This window comes from Achromobacter sp. (genome assembly GCF_050285585.1).
In the GTDB taxonomy this organism is placed as follows: domain Bacteria; phylum Pseudomonadota; class Gammaproteobacteria; order Burkholderiales; family Burkholderiaceae_B; genus Achromobacter.
Window position 1 is genome coordinate 34,128 of record NZ_JBLZXF010000009.1, and the last position, 15,727, is coordinate 49,854.

The 15,727-nt window shown below is 67.5% G+C and carries 15 protein-coding genes; 4 read left to right on the plus strand and 11 right to left on the minus strand.

The annotated features are described in order from the left end of the window. Positions 1–36: 36 nt before the first annotated feature. Positions 37–957 carry a LysR family transcriptional regulator gene (locus ACN6PJ_RS14425; protein ID WP_427996549.1) on the minus strand — a complete coding sequence of 307 codons (921 nt, stop codon included), beginning with the start codon at positions 955–957 and terminating at the stop codon, positions 37–39. 106 nt (positions 958–1,063) lie between these two features. Between ACN6PJ_RS14425 and ACN6PJ_RS14430 the strand changes: the two genes are divergently transcribed. Both ACN6PJ_RS14430 and ACN6PJ_RS14435 read left to right on the plus strand, forming a co-directional pair. Beyond that, a complete protein-coding gene (locus ACN6PJ_RS14430) occupies positions 1,064–2,188 on the plus strand; it encodes a muconate/chloromuconate family cycloisomerase (RefSeq protein ID WP_427996550.1) in 1,125 nt (374 codons plus the stop codon). 65 nt (positions 2,189–2,253) lie between these two features. After that, positions 2,254–3,240 carry a Bug family tripartite tricarboxylate transporter substrate binding protein gene (locus ACN6PJ_RS14435; protein WP_427996551.1) on the plus strand — a complete coding sequence of 329 codons (987 nt, stop codon included), beginning with the start codon at positions 2,254–2,256 and terminating at the stop codon, positions 3,238–3,240. A gap of 6 nt (positions 3,241–3,246) precedes the next feature. On the opposite strand, the gene ACN6PJ_RS14440 is transcribed toward ACN6PJ_RS14435, so the two are convergent. From ACN6PJ_RS14440 to araD, 3 genes are read right to left on the minus strand one after another with little or no spacing between them, the layout of a single operon-like run. Beyond that, a complete protein-coding gene (locus ACN6PJ_RS14440) occupies positions 3,247–4,236 on the minus strand; it encodes a Bug family tripartite tricarboxylate transporter substrate binding protein (RefSeq protein ID WP_427996552.1) in 990 nt (329 codons plus the stop codon). Positions 4,237–4,292: 56 nt separating this feature from the next. Continuing rightward, positions 4,293–5,003, minus strand: a complete 711-nt coding sequence (locus tag ACN6PJ_RS14445) for a ribonuclease activity regulator RraA (protein WP_427996724.1) — start codon at positions 5,001–5,003, stop codon at positions 4,293–4,295. A 41-nt stretch (positions 5,004–5,044) separates the two neighbouring features. Beyond that, positions 5,045–6,775, minus strand: a complete 1,731-nt coding sequence (araD, locus tag ACN6PJ_RS14450) for an L-arabinonate dehydratase (protein WP_427996553.1) — start codon at positions 6,773–6,775, stop codon at positions 5,045–5,047. Between the two features lie 127 nt (positions 6,776–6,902). Here araD and ACN6PJ_RS14455 point away from each other — a divergent pair, with 127 nt between their 5' ends. Both ACN6PJ_RS14455 and ACN6PJ_RS14460 read left to right on the plus strand, forming a co-directional pair. Further along, complete coding sequence (locus ACN6PJ_RS14455) at positions 6,903–7,592, plus strand: GntR family transcriptional regulator (RefSeq protein WP_427996554.1); 690 nt, start codon at positions 6,903–6,905, stop codon at positions 7,590–7,592. Between the two features lie 112 nt (positions 7,593–7,704). After that, the gene (locus ACN6PJ_RS14460) at positions 7,705–8,268 is read left to right on the plus strand and encodes a surface-adhesin E family protein (RefSeq protein WP_427996555.1); all 564 of its coding nucleotides are present in this window, start codon (positions 7,705–7,707) and stop codon (positions 8,266–8,268) included. Between the two features lie 39 nt (positions 8,269–8,307). Here the strand turns inward: ACN6PJ_RS14460 and ACN6PJ_RS14465 are convergent, their stop codons facing one another. The 7 genes from ACN6PJ_RS14465 to ubiU all read right to left on the minus strand — a co-directional run bounded on the left by ACN6PJ_RS14465 (position 8,308) and on the right by ubiU (position 15,674). Then, positions 8,308–9,600: an O-acetylhomoserine aminocarboxypropyltransferase/cysteine synthase family protein gene (locus ACN6PJ_RS14465; RefSeq protein WP_427996556.1), complete on the minus strand. Its 1,293-nt coding sequence runs from the start codon at positions 9,598–9,600 to the stop codon at positions 8,308–8,310. 225 nt (positions 9,601–9,825) lie between these two features. Next, positions 9,826–10,797 (minus strand): LysR family transcriptional regulator, encoded by a 972-nt coding sequence (locus ACN6PJ_RS14470; RefSeq protein ID WP_129528417.1) that lies wholly within the window; start codon positions 10,795–10,797, stop codon positions 9,826–9,828. Positions 10,798–10,864: 67 nt separating this feature from the next. Next, positions 10,865–11,884: a histone deacetylase family protein gene (locus ACN6PJ_RS14475; protein WP_427996557.1), complete on the minus strand. Its 1,020-nt coding sequence runs from the start codon at positions 11,882–11,884 to the stop codon at positions 10,865–10,867. After that, positions 11,881–13,206 (minus strand): MFS transporter, encoded by a 1,326-nt coding sequence (locus tag ACN6PJ_RS14480; RefSeq protein ID WP_427996558.1) that lies wholly within the window; start codon positions 13,204–13,206, stop codon positions 11,881–11,883. The genes ACN6PJ_RS14475 and ACN6PJ_RS14480 overlap by 4 nt, the downstream gene beginning before the upstream one ends. A 133-nt stretch (positions 13,207–13,339) precedes the next feature. Next, positions 13,340–13,771 (minus strand): ubiquinone anaerobic biosynthesis accessory factor UbiT, encoded by a 432-nt coding sequence (ubiT, locus tag ACN6PJ_RS14485; RefSeq protein WP_427996559.1) that lies wholly within the window; start codon positions 13,769–13,771, stop codon positions 13,340–13,342. Continuing rightward, positions 13,768–14,667, minus strand: coding sequence for a U32 family peptidase (locus ACN6PJ_RS14490; protein ID WP_427996560.1), 900 nt, complete (start codon positions 14,665–14,667; stop codon positions 13,768–13,770). Before ACN6PJ_RS14490 ends, ubiT begins: the two co-directional genes overlap by 4 nt. Then, entirely contained in the window at positions 14,658–15,674 is a 1,017-nt protein-coding gene (gene ubiU / locus ACN6PJ_RS14495) for a ubiquinone anaerobic biosynthesis protein UbiU (protein WP_427996561.1), read from the minus strand. Before ubiU ends, ACN6PJ_RS14490 begins: the two co-directional genes overlap by 10 nt. Positions 15,675–15,727 lie beyond the last annotated feature (53 nt).

Sequence of the window (15,727 nt, forward strand, 5' to 3'; positions counted from 1 at the left end):
GTGAAATGGTCGGAGGACGCGCGCTATTTTGCGGCCTCACCCTGAAAACGGCAAGCGCCCCTCCCCGCCTGCCTGCCCGCGCGCCAGCGCCGTCGCCAGCGACAGCGCCCGTTCGAGGAACGGGGACGCGTCGTCCTTGCGATAGCTGACGATCACGGGCGAAACGAAGGCGTCCGCGTCGATGCGCACGTGCGCCACGTCCTGCCGCTGCAGGCGCTGCGCCGAGGCCGGCACCACGCTCACGCCCAGCCCCGCCGCGACCAGGCCGATAGCGGTCTGCAGCTCATTCGCTTCCTGCACCACCTGCAAGGCGTGCCCCGCCGCGCGGAACAGGCCCAGCACGTGGTCCGCGAAGTTCGGACGCGGCCGCGCCGGATACAGCACGAAAGGCTCCTGCGCCAGCCGCTCGACCGACACGCGCGTCAGGCCCGCCAGCGGATGGCTCAGGGGCACCGCGGCCATCAGCGGTTCGGTCATCAGCACCCGCCGCTCGATGGCCGGATCGTCCAGCAGAATGCGACCGATGCCCAGGTCGATGCGGCCCGCCTTCAGCGCCTCGAGCTGCGGCAAGGTCGTCATCTCCGCCAGGCCCACTTCGACCAGCGGATCCGCCCCGCGCAGCCGCCGGATCAGTTCGGGAACGAAGCCATACAGCGTGGACGGCACGAAGCCTATGCCGAACCATCGCCGCTGCGTCTGCCCCAGCCTGCGCGTGCCTTCCAGCACTTCCTCCAGGCGCACCGTCAGCAGCCGCGATTGCTCCAGCAGAAAGCGGCCGGCATCCGTGAGGCGCAGGGCCCGGGTCGTCCGCTCGAACAATTGCACGCCCAGTTCCTCCTCGAACTGCCGGATCTGGCGGCTGAGCGGAGGCTGGGCCATGTGCAGCCTGGCGGCGGCGCGGGTGAAGCTGCCCTCCTCCGCGACCGCCTGGAAATAGCGCAGATGCCTGAGTTGCATGGATTATTCAGACCATAAAGGTATTAATTGGAACCCATATAGTCTTGGACTCGGGCTGATAATGCAAGCCATACTGCCGTCATCCTAGAATCCTGGCAATAAAAGTATGAATCAGGCAAGCATTCTCTCCGTCGAGGCGATCCTGGTGGACCTGCCGACGATCCGCGCCCACCAGTTGGCCATGGCCGTCATGCAGCGCCAGACGCTGGTGATCGTGCGCCTGCGTTGCGGCGACGGCATCGAAGGCATCGGCGAAGCCACCACCATCGGCGGCCTTTCCTATGGCGAGGAAAGTCCCGAAGGCATCAAGCTGGCCATCGATACCTACCTGGCGCCGGCGCTGGCCGGTATGGACGCCACCAACATCCACGCCGCCATGCGCCGATTGGACGCCGTGGCCCGCGGCAACCGCTACGCCAAGTCCGCGCTGGAAAGCGCGCTGCTGGACGCCCAGGGCAAGCGCCTGGGCGTATCCGTGTCGACGCTGCTGGGCGGCGCGGTGCGCACGCGCCTGCCGGTGCTCTGGACCCTGGCCAGCGGCGACACCGCCCGCGACATCGAGGAAGCCGAATCGCTGCTGCAAAGCCGCCGCCACAACACCTTCAAGCTGAAGGTGGGCCGGCGCGCGGTCTCGGAAGACGTGGCCCACGTCTCGCGCATCAAGCAGGCCCTGGGCGACCGCGCCCGCGTCACCGTCGATGTGAACCAGGCCTGGAACGAAGCCGACGCGGCGGGCGCCATCGCCCGGCTGGAAGCGGCGGGCGTGGACCTGATCGAACAGCCCATCCCCCGCGCCAACCTGGCCGGCATGGCCCGCCTTGCCGCCCGTTTCGTGGTGCCCATCATGGCGGACGAGGCGCTGAACGGCCCCGAGGACGCGCTGGACATCGCGCGGCTGGGCGCCGCCGACGTGCTGGCCCTGAAGATCTCCAAGTCGGGCGGCATCCACGAGATGCTGCGCACCGCCGCCGTGGGCGACGCGGCCGGCATGTCGCTCTACGGCGGCACCATGCTGGAAGGCTCGGTGGGCTCTATTGCGTCCGCTCACGGCTTCGCCTGCCTGCCGCGCCTGTCCTGGGGCACCGAGCTGTTCGGCCCACTGCTGTTGAAGGACGACATCGTCGCCAACCCGCCGCGATTCTCGGATTTTGAAATGGAACTGCCCGATGGCCCCGGCCTCGGACTGGCGTTGGACGAGGACAAGCTGTCCTTCTACCGCCGGGACCGCTGACCCCCGGCGGCATCGCGCGCGCCACGGCGCCGCGCCACGATAATTCAAGCACTACGGAGACAATCATGCGCTTGCGTCAAGCATTCAACACCCTCGTCCTGGCCTGCGCCGGGCTGGCCATCCTGGGCGGCGCCCCCGCCGCGCGGGCCGACGGCTATCCGGAACGCCCGGTCAAATGGATCGTGCCCTTCCCGCCCGGAGGCGCCATGGACAGCATCGCCCGCACGCTGGGCGAATCGATGGGCAAGCAGCTCAACACCTCGTTCATCGTCGAGAACCGCGCGGGCGCGGGCGGCAACATCGGCGCGGCCAGCGTGGCCCGCGCCAAGCCCGACGGCTACACCATCCTGATCGTGGCCAACGGCATGGCCGTCAATCCCGCGCTGTACGCCGACCTGAACTACGATCCCATCAAGGACTTCGCGCCCATCTCGCTGCTGGCCGTGGTGCCCAACGTGCTGGTCACCAATCCCGCCCGCACCGACGCCGCCAGCGTGCAGGACGTGATCGCCAAGGCCAAGGCGCAGCCCAACCACTACACCTACGCCTCGGCGGGCGTGGGCACGTCCATCCACCTGGCGGGCGAACTGTTCCTTTCCATGGCCAACGTGGAAATGCTGCACGTGCCCTACAAGGGCAGCGGCCCGGCCATCGCCGACCTGCTCGGCGGGCAGGTGGACTACATGTTCGACAGCATCACCTCGGCCAAGCCGCACATCCAGGCCGGCAAGCTGCGCGCCCTGGGGGTGACCACCAGCAAGCGCTCGGCCGCCTTGCCCAACGTGCCCACCATCGCGGAAAGCGGCCTGCCCGGCTACGAGCTGATGCCCTGGTTCGCCGCCTTCGCGCCGGCGGGCACGCCGCCGGAAGTCGTGGCCAAGCTGAACGGCGCTATGCGCCAGGCCCTGGCGGACCCCAAGGTGCGCGCCACCCTCGATTCGATCGGCGCCGAATCCATCGGCGGATCGCCCGACGAACTGCGCGACTACCTGGCCCGCGAAACCGCGCAATGGAAGACGCTGGTCAAGGAGCGCAACATCAAGATCAACTAGGCCGCGCTATTCCACCGTTGCGCCCGACTTCCTGACGACTTCCGCCCAGCGCGGGATCTCGGCCGCCATCAGGTCGCGCAGCTGTTCGGGGGAGCTGCCCACCAGCTCCATCCCCATCGTCTTGCCCAGCTTTTCCCGCACGTCCGGCTCTTTCAGGATCAGCGCGATTTCCTGCGCCAGCCTGTCCAGGATGGGCTTGGGCGTGCCCTTGGGCGCGTACACGGCCTGCCAGGACGCCATCTGGAAACCCGGCACGCCGGCCTCCTGCATGGTCGGCACGTCCGGCGCCAGCGCGATGCGGTCCTTGGTGGTGACGGCCAGCAGCTTGAGCTTGCCGGTCTGCAATAGCGGCAGCGCGGCCGTCATCTGGTCGAACATGAAGGTCACGGCGCCCGAGGACACGTCCACCATGGCGGGCGGCGTGCCCTTGTAGGGCACGTGCGTGAGCGGCACGCCGATCATGCCCGAGAACAGTTCGCCCGCGAGGTGGGTGGAAGTGCCCGCGCCGGAGGACGCGAAGGTGCGCTTGCCCGGATCGCGCTTCAGGAGCGCGATGAGCTCGGCCACCGAATTCACGCCCAGGTTCGGATCCACCAGCAGCACGTTGGGCAGATAGGCGATCAGCGATACGGGCTCGAAATCCTTGACCGGGTCGTACTTCAGGTTCTTGTACAGGCTGGCATTGATCGCATGCGTGCTGATCGTGCCGCCGAACAGCGTGTAGCCGTCGGGCGGCGCCTTGGCTACGTAGGTCGCGCCGATGCCGCCGGCCGCGCCCGGTTTGTTCTCAACGATGACGTTCTGGCGCAGGCGATCGCCGAGCTTCTGGGCCAGCACGCGGCCCACCACGTCGGTCGACCCGCCCACGGTGAACGGCACCACATAGGAAATGGGTTTCTGCGCCGGCCAGTCGGCCGCGCGCGCGGGCAATGCGAGCGCGCCCAGCATGGCGGCGCCCAGCAGCGCGGCCAGCGCGCCGCGTCGTTGCTTGTTCATGTTGTCTCCTGCCTCTCGTTATCGGTCTGGGGGGCCGGCCTTGCCGGCGGCAAGGCTCAACGGCCCTGTTCCTTGCGCCATGCGGCGAATTTGTCCTTGGTGCCCGGATCGGTGGGCGGATACAAACCGAGGATGGACGCGCCCTGCCGCACCTGGGCGGCCACGAAGTCCTCGAAGGCGGTCATTTCCACGGCTTCGGCCGCAATCTCGTCGGCCAGGTGCGCCGGGATCACCACGACGCCCTCGCGGTCGCCCACCACGATATCGCCCGGAAACACCGCAACGTCGCCGCAGCCGATGGGCGCGTTGATATCCAGCGCCTGGTGCAGGGTCAGATTGGTCGGCGCGGACGGCCGCTGGTGGTAGGCGGCGAAGCCCAGCTCGGCGATCTCGGGCGAATCGCGCAAGCCGCCGTCCGTGACCACGCCGGCCACGCCGCGCTTCATCAGGCGCGTCACCAGGATGGAGCCGGCCGACGCCGCCCGCGCGTCCTTGCGGCTGTCCATGACCAGCACCGCGCCCTCCGGGCAGGTCTCGACCGCGACGCGCTGCGGATGCGAACGGTCTTCGAATACCTTGATGGTGTTCAGGTCCTCGCGCGCGGGGATGTACCGCAAGGTGAACGCCGGGCCCACCATGTTGGGCAGCGAGGCGTTCAGCGGCCGCACGTCCTGGATGAACTGATTGCGCAGGCCGCGCTTGAACAAGGCGGTGCACAGGGTGGCGGTGCTGACGCCGGCCAGCCTGGCGCGGGTTTCGGGATGCAGTTGGGACACGGTGGCTCCGGAAGCGGGGATGAGGGAAAGCGTCAGAAAATCTCGGGTTCGGGCACCGGGGCGCCGAAGCCGGTTTCGAGGAAGTCGAAGTCGCAGCCGTCGTTGGCCTGGAGGATGTGGCGGGAGTACATCCAGCCGTAGCCGCGCTCGTAGCGTTTGGGCGGCGGCGTCCAGGCGGCGCGCCGCGCCGCCAGTTCTTCGTCGCCGACGTTCAGGTGGATGCTGCGGGCCGGCACGTCCACGGTGATCAGGTCGCCCGTTTTCACCAGGGCCAGCGGACCGCCCACATAGCTTTCGGGAGCGACGTGCAGAATGCAGGCGCCGTAGCTGGTGCCGCTCATCCGGGCGTCGGACAGGCGCAGCATGTCGCGCACGCCCTGCTTCACCAGCTTGGTGGGGATGGGCAGCATGCCCCATTCCGGCATGCCGGGGCCGCCCTGCGGGCCGGCGTTGCGCAGGATCATGATGTGGTCGGGCGTGACGTCCAGGTCCTCGTCGTCCACCGCGGCCTTCATGCTGGGATAGTCGTCGAACACCAGCGCGGGCCCGGTATGGCGCAGGTACTGCGGCGCGCAGGCGCTGGGCTTGATGACGCAGCCGTCGGGCGCGATGTTGCCGCGCAGCACGGCCAGCGCGCCTTCTTGGTAGATGGCCGTCTCCGGCGTGCGGATCACGTCGTCGTTGCAGACCTCGGCCCCCGCGATGTTCTCTCCCAGCGTCTTGCCGGTAACCGTCATGGCGGAAGCATCCAGGTGGCCGTGCAGGCGCGACATCAGCGCCGGCAGCCCGCCGGCGTAGTAGAAATCTTCCATCAGGTAGGTGTCGCCGCTGGGCCGGATGTTGGCGATCACCGGTACCTTGCGGCTGGCGGCGTCGAAGTCGTCCAGGCCGACGGCGCAGTTGGCGCGGCGCGACATGGCGACCAGGTGCACGATGGCGTTGGTGGAGCACCCCATGGCCATGGCGACATTGATGGCGTTCTTGAAGGAGGCGAGGCTCAGGACGCGCTGCGGCGTCAGCTCTTCCCAGACCATCTCCACCGCGCGCCGCCCGCACTCGGCCGACATGCGCATGTGGTTGACGTCCGCCGCGGGAATCGACGAGGCGCCAGGCAGCGTCATGCCTATGGTCTCTGCGATGGCGGTCATGGTGCTGGCCGTGCCCATGGTCATGCAGGTGCCGTAGCTGCGGGCGATGCCGCCTTCCACTTCGGTCCATTGCTCGCGCGTGATCCTGCCGGCGCGCCGCTCGTCCCAGAGTTTCCAGGCATCCGAGCCGGAACCCAGGATCTTGCCCTTCCAGTTGCCGCGCAGCATGGGGCCGGCAGGCACGTAGATGCAGGGCAGCCCGGCGCTGATGGCTCCCATGATCAGGCCCGGGGTGGTCTTGTCGCAGCCGCCCATGAGAACGGCGCCATCCACCGGATGGCTGCGCAGCAGCTCCTCGGTCTCCATGGCCAGGAAGTTGCGGTACAGCATGGTGGTCGGCTTGACGAAGGACTCCGACACCGAAATGGCGGGCAGCTCCACGGGGAAGCCGCCCGCCTGGAACACGCCGCGCTTGACGTCCTCCACCCGCTGCTTGAAATGGCTGTGGCACGGATTCAGGTCGGACCAGGTGTTGACGATGGCGATGATGGGGCGGCCCGCCCAGTCATCGGGGCCGTAGCCCATCTGCATCATGCGGGAGCGGTGGCCGAAGGAACGCAGGTCATCCTTGGCCATCCAGGCGGCGCTGCGGAGCGTTTCGTAGGAACGTTTCATGGGTGCGGCGTTTGGACCGGAATGGGATGAAGGCATTTAAACACTAATGTATTAGTGCGTCAGTTAGGTGAAAACCCGCTACACTCGGCATCTCCGTTTCCGTGGCCCTTGCCCTTCGCGCTACCCGATGCCTAGCCCCAAGCTCCGACTGGACCGCTCGCGCCATGCGGCGCCGCAAGTCTTCGAACACCTGCGCGAACAGATCGTATCCCTGGAACTCGCCCCCGGGGCGCCGCTGTCGCGCGTAACGCTGGCCGACACCTACGGCCTCAGCCAGACTCCCATCCGCGACGCCCTGATGCGGCTGGCGGAAGAAGCGCTGGTCGAGATCTACCCCCAGCACACGACGGTGGTCAGCCGCATCGACATCGCCGCCGCCCGCGAGGCGCATTTCCTGAGGAAATCCCTCGAACTGGAGATCGTGCAGATATTGGCGCAACGGCCCGATCCGGTGCTGTTCCAGCGCCTGCAGGCCAGCATCGCGCTGCAGCGCGCCAGCCACGCCAGCGGCCAGTACCGGCAATTCATCGACGCCGACCAGGCGTTCCACCGCGACATGCACGAAGCGGCGGGCGTGGGCCGGCTATGGGAGCTGGAACAGCGCTACAGCGGCCACCTGGACCGCCTGCGCCGCCTGCACCTGCCGGAAGCCGGCAAGGCCGAGCGCATCCTGGACGATCACCAGCGCCTGCTGGACGCCATCGTCGCCCAGGACCCGCAGCGCGCGCAGCAGGTGCTGCGCGAACACCTGTCGGGCACCCTCAGCCAGGTGGCCGAGATCTGCAAGCGCTATCCGGAATACGTATTGACAGCCTAGTCCCGAAAGGAGGCGCCCAAGCGCCCGCCCCGCCAGTATGATCAAGGGCATCCCATGGCTTTCTGGGAGTCCGCCGGGCAATGGCCCGTTGCTTACCGAACGGAACGTCCCCATGACCGCAAGGCACGCAAGATCCCGAATTGCCCTCGCCGTGCTGGCCGTCGCGTGCGCAGGCGCCGCGCCGGCCGCCCCGCCCGGCGCTTGCGAAACCATCACGGTGCGCGAAGGAGACCCCGTTCCTGCCGGCGCGTGCGCGGTGAACGTGGTGCCCCGGGACCCCGGTCCGGCCGGCATGCTGTTCGGCGGCCCCGAATGGGCGCCGCTGGATCCGCAGACCATGCCGGGCGTGTTCTACGACAGCGCTTCGATCAAGCCCGTAACCGAACGCCCCGCCGTGATGGCCGTGACGGTCGCCTGGTTCTACGCCCAGCCGAGAATCTCCGAAACCAACGGGCAGTCGTATCGCTCGGTGACCCAGCCGGTCAGCTTGAACTGCGAAGCCAACACCTACACCGTGGACCAGACCCTGCATTACGCCGGCGAGAACGCCACCGGCAAGCTCGTGGAGTCCCTGCCGACGGCGGGCATCCGCAACGCACCCATTGCGCACGATCCCGTGCAGCGCAGGCTGCGCGAGCTGGTCTGCCCCGCCGGCGGCAGAGGCCGGCTCAAATAGGCCTGGCGGCGCGGGCCGCGGCCGCGCCGCCCGCTGCCGTCACGCTTGGGCCAGCGCCTGGTCCAGGTCGGCCAGCAGGTCGTCGATGTGCTCGATGCCGATGGACAGGCGCACCGTTTCCTCGCGCACGCCCGCTTTCCGGAGCTCTTCCGGATTGAGCTGGCGGTGGGTCGTGGACGCAGGGTGCGTCGCCAGCGACTTGGCGTCGCCGATATTGACCAGCCGCGTGAAAAGCTGCAGCGCGTCCTGGAAGCGCGCGCCGGCCTCGCGGCCGCCCTTGACGCCGAACGTGAACAGGCCGGGCGCCTTGCCGCCCAGGTACTTCTGCGCCAGCGCATGGTCCGGATGGTCGGGCAGGCCCGCATAGTTGACCCATTCGACCTTCGGATGCTCGCGCAGGTAATTGGCGACCTTGACCGCGTTTTCGACGATGCGGTCCACGCGCAGCGCCAGCGTCTCGATGCCTTGCAGGATCTGGAAGGCGTTGAAAGGCGAGATCGCCGCGCCCGTATTGCGCAGCGGCACCACGCGGGCCCGGCCGATGTAGGCGGCCGCGCCGAAGGCCTCGGTGTAGACCACGCCGTGGTAGCTGATGTCGGGCTCGTTCAGGCGCTTGAAGCGGGCCTTGTGCTCGGCCCAGGGGAATTTGCCCGAATCGATGATGGCGCCGCCCAGGCTCGTGCCGTGGCCGCCCAGGTATTTGGTGAGCGATTGCACCACGATGTCGGCGCCGTGCTCGATGGGACGCAGCAGGTACGGCGACGGCACCGTGTTGTCCACGATCAGCGGCACGCCATGGCGATGCGCCAGTTCGGCCAGGGCCGCGATGTCGGTGATGTTGCCTAGCGGATTGCCGACGGATTCCGCGAAGATGGCCTTGGTGCGCTCGTCGATCTGCGCTTCGAACGACGCCAGGTCGGCGGGGTCGGCGAAGCGCGTGGAGATGCCGTACTGCGGCAGCGTATGCGCGAACAGGTTGTAGGTGCCGCCGTACAGCGTGCTGGAGGAAACGATGTTGTCGCCGGCCTCGGCGATCGTCATGACGGCGTAGGTCACCGCGGACTGGCCCGAGGCCAGCGCCAGCGCGGCGACGCCGCCTTCCAGGGCCGCCACGCGCTGCTCCAGCACGTCCGTCGTGGGATTCATGATGCGGGTGTAGATATTGCCCGGCACCTTCAGATCGAACAGGTCCGCGCCATGCTGCGTGTCGTCGAACGCGTAGGCCACCGTCTGGTAGATGGGCACGGCCACGGCGCGCGTGGTGGGATCGGGACGATAGCCGCCATGCACGGCAATGGTTTCAAGCCGCCAGGGCTTCTTCTGGTCGCTCATGTGTCTCTCCAGGAAATGCGTTATGAATGGTTCTTGGACGGCGAACGCGCTCGCAGCGCGCAGGATACAGCCGATGCCGCGCCGTTGCCATGGGCTGCGGCGGACAGACGCACGTAACCATACCCCACAATCCCGGCCGCCCTGGGCTGCGTGCATAGGGCCGCATAGCCTCCCGCCTGCCCGAGGGCTTCCTCATCTTGCCTGGGAACCGCCAGGCGCGCGCATTCATCCCGCCCGCGATTCCAGCTGCGTGCGGTTCAGGAAGCGTTCGAAGGCGGCCAGGTAGGCAAGTTCCACGGCGCTCAGCTTGCGCTGCTTGTGCCATGCCAGGAACACATCGATTTCGGCCACCGATTCCGCGGGGGGCAGGCGCCGCAGCTCGCCGCTCATCACGTCCTGGCGGATCAAGTGTTCGGGCAGAAAGCTCAGCCCGATACCGGCCACCACCATGCGCCGGATTTCCTCGATATTGGGCGACGTGCCCACGATGCGGCCGGTAAAGCCCTGCTGATCGCGAAAGATGGTCAGCGGCGACAGGGTGTCGCCGATCTGGTCGCTGGCGAAACAGACGAAATTCTGGTCCATCAGGTCTTCCAGGCTGACCCGCTGCCTGGAAAACAGCGGATGATGCCGTCCGCAGACGACCGCGTAGCGATGGCGCAGGAACAGCCGGCGCTCCAGCGCCTCGACGGGCTTGCGGCACAGGCATATGCCCAGCGCCGGCACGCGCTTGGCAAGCGCGTCCAGGATGGCGGCGCTGGGCAGCACATCGACATGGAATTCGATCCTGGGATAGCGCCGGTGGAACTGCGCCAGGAAATCGTCATACGCCGGACTTTGCACCTTGCTCATTACCAGCAGGCGCAAGGCGCCCGCGATTTCGGCCCGGTCCTGCGTCGCGGCGTTCTCGATGCGCGCCATCGTGCCGTACATATCGCGGGCGATGGCGTAGATCTCGTCGCCCAGCCCCGTCAGGCGGAATTCGCCATTGCGCCGGTGCAGCAGCATGCCGCCCACCGCGTCCTCCAGCCGCTTCAGCGCCTGGCTGACCGCGGGCTGGCTGAGGTGCAGCGCCTGCGCCGCCCTTCCGACCCCGCGCTCCTGCACCACGAACATGAACGTGCGCAACAGGTTCCAGTCCATGCGCTCGGGAGCCAACGACAGCGGTGACGGTTTACGGGCGGCGGGCAGTGGCATGGCATGGCGGCGGAGTCGAAGGGAGCGGCGGGTCGGATCCCGCGCCGGCCGCGCCGCCGCCGCGCGCTCAGGCGCCGGCCAGCCCCGCGAAAAAGCGCGATGCGTTGGATTCCAGACCCTCGATATAGTAGCCGCCTTCCTGCACGATCAAGGTCGGCAAGCGCATCCCGCCCACTTCGCGGCCCAGGCGCTCGAAGCCATCCTCGGTGACGCCGACCATGGCCTGCGGATCCTTTTCGAAGATATCGAACCCCAGAGACAGGACCAGCGCGTCGGGCTGGAACAGCTCGATCGCGCGGCGCGCCTGAGCCAGGCGGTCGAAGAACACGGCTTCCGGTGAACCGTGCGGCATGGGCAGGTTGATGTTGTACCCATAGCCCTCGCCCGCGCCGCGCTCGTCTTCGAAACCCGCCACCACCGGGTAGAAATTTTCCGGATCCCCGTGGATCGACACATACAGCACGTCATTGCGCTCGTAGAAGATTTCCTGGATGCCCTGCCCATGGTGCATGTCCGTATCCAGGATGGCCACGCGCGCGAACCGGGACCGCAGGCGCTGCGCGGCGATCGCCGCGTTGTTCAGATAGCAGAAGCCTCCCGCGGCGTCGCGCCGGGCGTGATGGCCCGGCGGACGGCAGATCGCGTAGGCCTGGCGTTCGCCGGCCAGCAGGCATTCCGCGCCCGCCACGGCGCACTGCGCAGACCAATAGGCGGAATGCCAGGTCTGCGGCCCCACCGGGCAGCTGCCGTCGGCCAGATAGCGTCCCGCCTTGGCCAGCACCCCGCGCAAGGCGTTGGGTTCCCTGACGAAGATGTTGGACACGACCTCGCCGCCCCAATCTCCCGGCAGCTTCATCCAGTCGTCGTGGGCGCCTTGCAGGAAACGCAGATAGTCCAGCGTATGCACGGCCGACAGCGCCGCCGCTCCATGGTCGGCCGGCGCCTGGACGTCGAAGCCCAGCTTGCGGGCGGCGCGCACCAGGCCGTCCAGGCGCGCCGGCACTTCCTGAGGCGTGCGCATCTTGCCGCGGGAAAAATAGGTCTGCGGATGATGAAGCTTCTGATCGTCGTGGAAAAATGCCTTCATGCTTGCTGATCCTTCAATTGAAAATGCTCGGTGCGCTGGCCGGCATTGCCCAGCAGCAGCACGGAAACCAGGGAGAGCAGCGATATCGCCGAGAACAGCACGGCCAGCGGCCACCACTGGCCTTTGAAATTCTCGGCCAGCACCGTGCCGAGCAAAGGCGTCAGCCCGCCGAAAATGGCGCCCGACAACTGGTACGCCAGGGAGATGCCCGTGTAGCGGATGCCCGTCGGAAAGCTGTCGCTGACATAGCCCGCGATCACGGCGTAGTAGGCGCCCATGAACAGCACCGCCACGCCCACCCCGAGCGTGATGCTGGTGAGCGAGCCCTGGTCCACCAGGTTGAACATGACGTAGGGCGTGAAAATCGACGCCAGTGCCGTCGCCCCAAGAAAGCGCAGATTGCCTACGCGGCTTGCGATGTAGGCGGCGAGCGGCGTAATGAAGAACTGCATGATGGACACGACCAGCAGGCAGTCCAGGATCACCGCGCGGCTCAAGCCCGCGTACTGCGTGGTGTAGGCGATCATGAAGGTATTGGTGAAGTAAAAGCCGGCGATGCCCAGCACATTGGCGCCGACCGCCAGCGCCAGCAGCCGCGGCGCGCCGCGCAGCACCTGCGCGAGCGGCGCCTGCGCGGGGCGGGCGCGCTGGGCCTGCGCCTGCTTTTCCGCCAGGAAGTCGGGCGATTCGTTCACGCTCAGGCGGATCACGAAGCCGACGACCAGCAGTACGGCCGAGAACAGGAAGGGAACGCGCCACCCCCAGGCCAGGAAGGCCTCGTCGTCCAGGGACGTCACCAGTTTGAACATCAGCATCGACAGGATCAGGCCGGCGGGACTGCCGAGCTGCGCGAACGACGCGAAGAACGTGCGCTTGGCCCGGTCCGGCGAATGCTCGCCGGCCATCAGGACCGCTCCGCCCCACTCGCCCCCGACCGCGATCCCCTGCACGATGCGCAGCAGGATCAGCAGCACCGGCGCCCAAACGCCGATGGACGCGTAGGTGGGCAGCAGGCCGATCAGCACCGTCACCGTGCCCATCATCACCAGCGTGATCACCAGCGATTTCTTGCGCCCGATCTTGTCGCCGATGTGGCCGAAGATCACGCCGCCCAGCGGGCGGGCGAAGAAGCCGACGGCGAAGGTGCCCAGCGCGGCCAGCGTCCCGTAGAAACCCGTCGCCGATGGAAAGAACAGCTTGCCGAACACCAGCGCGGCGGCGGTGGCGTAGATGTAAAAGTCGTACCACTCGATCATGGTGCCGACGAACGCGGCGGTCGACGCGCGCACCGGCTGGTGCCCTGTCGCGGTATTTCCCCTCATGTTTATCTCTCTTAAGGCAGGTTGAGGTCTATCAGCCAGCTTTTATAGCCTTCGCCCAACCATAAGAAAAATTCTTATTTCTTATCTGTGGAATTACTTTGACTAATGAGGGAAAACCCGTATTTCGGCGTATTCAAACGCTCGCGGCGCCGCTGCGCTGCAGCCATGCCGGCCGCGGCGCGGCATCGAGCCAATTCTTCACGATCAAGCCCAGCTCCGTGTCCCCCGAGATCCGCAGGCGGCGCTGGAAGAACAAGGTGTCCGCATCGGTCTCGGCGCGCATCAGGCTCAGCAGGTCCGCCAGCTTTGCGCCCAGTTCCAGGTCGGACGGCGCCCCGTTCCATACGGGCCGGAAGGCGCCGTCACGCACGGCGAAGCAGCTGCGCAGCCCGAGGTCTTCGACTGTGATGGCGAAACTGCGACCGTCCAGCTCCTGCGGCGGCAACAGCCATTTGAAGCGGCGCGCCAGTTCCAGCGCGGCCACGCAGTGCATCGACACCAGCGGCGGCGGAATGCGCCGGCCGAGCCTGGCGAACAGCGCCGGCACCTGCAAGGCGGCGCTCATGCCACGGCCTCCAGCATCTCGATGCCGGACTTGCCGTAGTAGTAGCCATTGCAGCGGCCCATGCCCGCGGGCGGCTCGACGGCCGCTGCCGGAACGTTCCGTCGGACCGCGTCCAGCGCGGCGACCGCCTCCAGCGTGCCCGACGATTGCGGGCTGACGCGTAGCACCTCCACGCCCAGCGACGCCAGTTCGGGCGCCCGGGACAGCAAGTCCAGACAGGCGGCCGACTGCACCTGGATGCCGTTGATCGCCAGGAAATCCCGCGATTCGCGAGTGCGCATGTCCAATCCGTCCGGATGCTCGATGCAGCGGAATCCGCACTCGTCCTTCTTCAGACGGAAGTGCCGCGCGGTGAAGCAGCGCGCGGAAAACGCCAGCGCCATGCGGCCCCACACCATGACCTCCGCCTCCAGGCCCGCCGGGCGTTCCTGCAGCAGGCGCGCCAGCGTCTTGCCGTCCATTTCCAGCGGAACCACGAAGCGGGCCGCGCCGCGCCGGGCCAGCCATTCCAGGGTGCCGCCGTGGTAGGCGTTCATGTGCGGGCCGGCGACGAAGGGACGCCCCGCCAGATGCCGCATGGCGCCCACCTCCCCGGCCTCGACCATGAAATCCTGCTGTTCGCACAGCTTCTTCAAGGCGCTGGCCTCGGCGCCGGTCTCGATCAGCGTGCGGCCGGACAACACCACCGTCTTGCCGGCGGCGCGCAGGTCGCGCGCAAGCGCGAGCCAATCCTCGGCGCGCAATTCGTGCCTGCGGCTGCAGACGGTTTCGCCCACGTAGAGGATGTCGGCGGGGCTGTCGGCCAGCGCGGCATAAAAGTCCAGCGTGTGCTGGCGAGGCCAGTAGTACAGCAAGGGGCCGACTGAAATCTGGTAAGCGTGGGATCTCATTTCCATGGACGTTCGAATGCCCCTTGCGTGACTTGGGAACCCTCGGAGTGGCGCGCCAGCATGGCGTTCCATTCTGGACGGGGAGAAAAGCGGGAAGCGTCCGCGTGCGCGCTATCCAGGGCAGCGCGCAGGGTCGACACCACTTGCGTGACGTAGGCCGGGCTGCGCTGCCGCCCCTCGATCTTGATGGCGGACACGCCCATCTCCGCCAGGCGCGGCAACAGGCCGATGGCGTTCAGGCTGGTCGGCTCCTCCAGCGCGTGGTCGGCCTGTCCGTCCACGTCGAAGCGGCCTTTGCACAAGGTGGGATAGGCGGCGGCTTCGCCCGGTTCGTAGCGGTCGATCAGGATGCCGTTCAGGCGCGCGTCCATGCGGCCGTTCTCTTCCGACCAGCGCACCGCATGCGCGGGCGAACAGACGCCCTTGTTGTTGGGAGAGTCGCCGGTGGCGTAGGACGACAGCAGACAGCGCCCCTCGGCCATGACGCACAGGCTGCCGAAGCCGAATACCTCGACCTCGACGCTGACGTTGGCGCAGATGCGCGCGATCTCGGCCAGGGTCAGCACGCGCGGCAACACCACGCGGCGGATGCCGAACTGTTCTCTCATCAGCTCGATGGCGTCCGCATGGGTGGCCGAGCCTTGCACCGACAGATGCAGGCGCAGGTCTGGATAGCGGTCGCTGGCATAGGCCAGCAGGCCCGGGTCGGCCATGATGACCGCGTCGGCGCCCAGGCCGTGGGCGGCGTCCACGGCGGCGCGCCACTCAAGCGCCCTGCCCGCCTGCACGAAGGTGTTGATGGCGAACAGCACCTGGCGCTTGCGGCTGTGCGCCAGCTCGACGCCCGCGCGGATATCGCTTTCGGTGAAATTGAGCCCGGCGAAATTGCGGGCGTTGGTGGCGTTCTTGAGGCCGAGGTAGACCGTGTCGGCGCCCGCCTCGACCGCCGCCTTCAGCGCAGCCAGGCTGCCGGCGGGGGCCACGAGCTCCATGGGAGAGGTTCGAGTTTCCATGACGGCCAGTCTAGGGGCCGGCAGCCATGGCGGCCTTGTCGCAGATCAAAGCC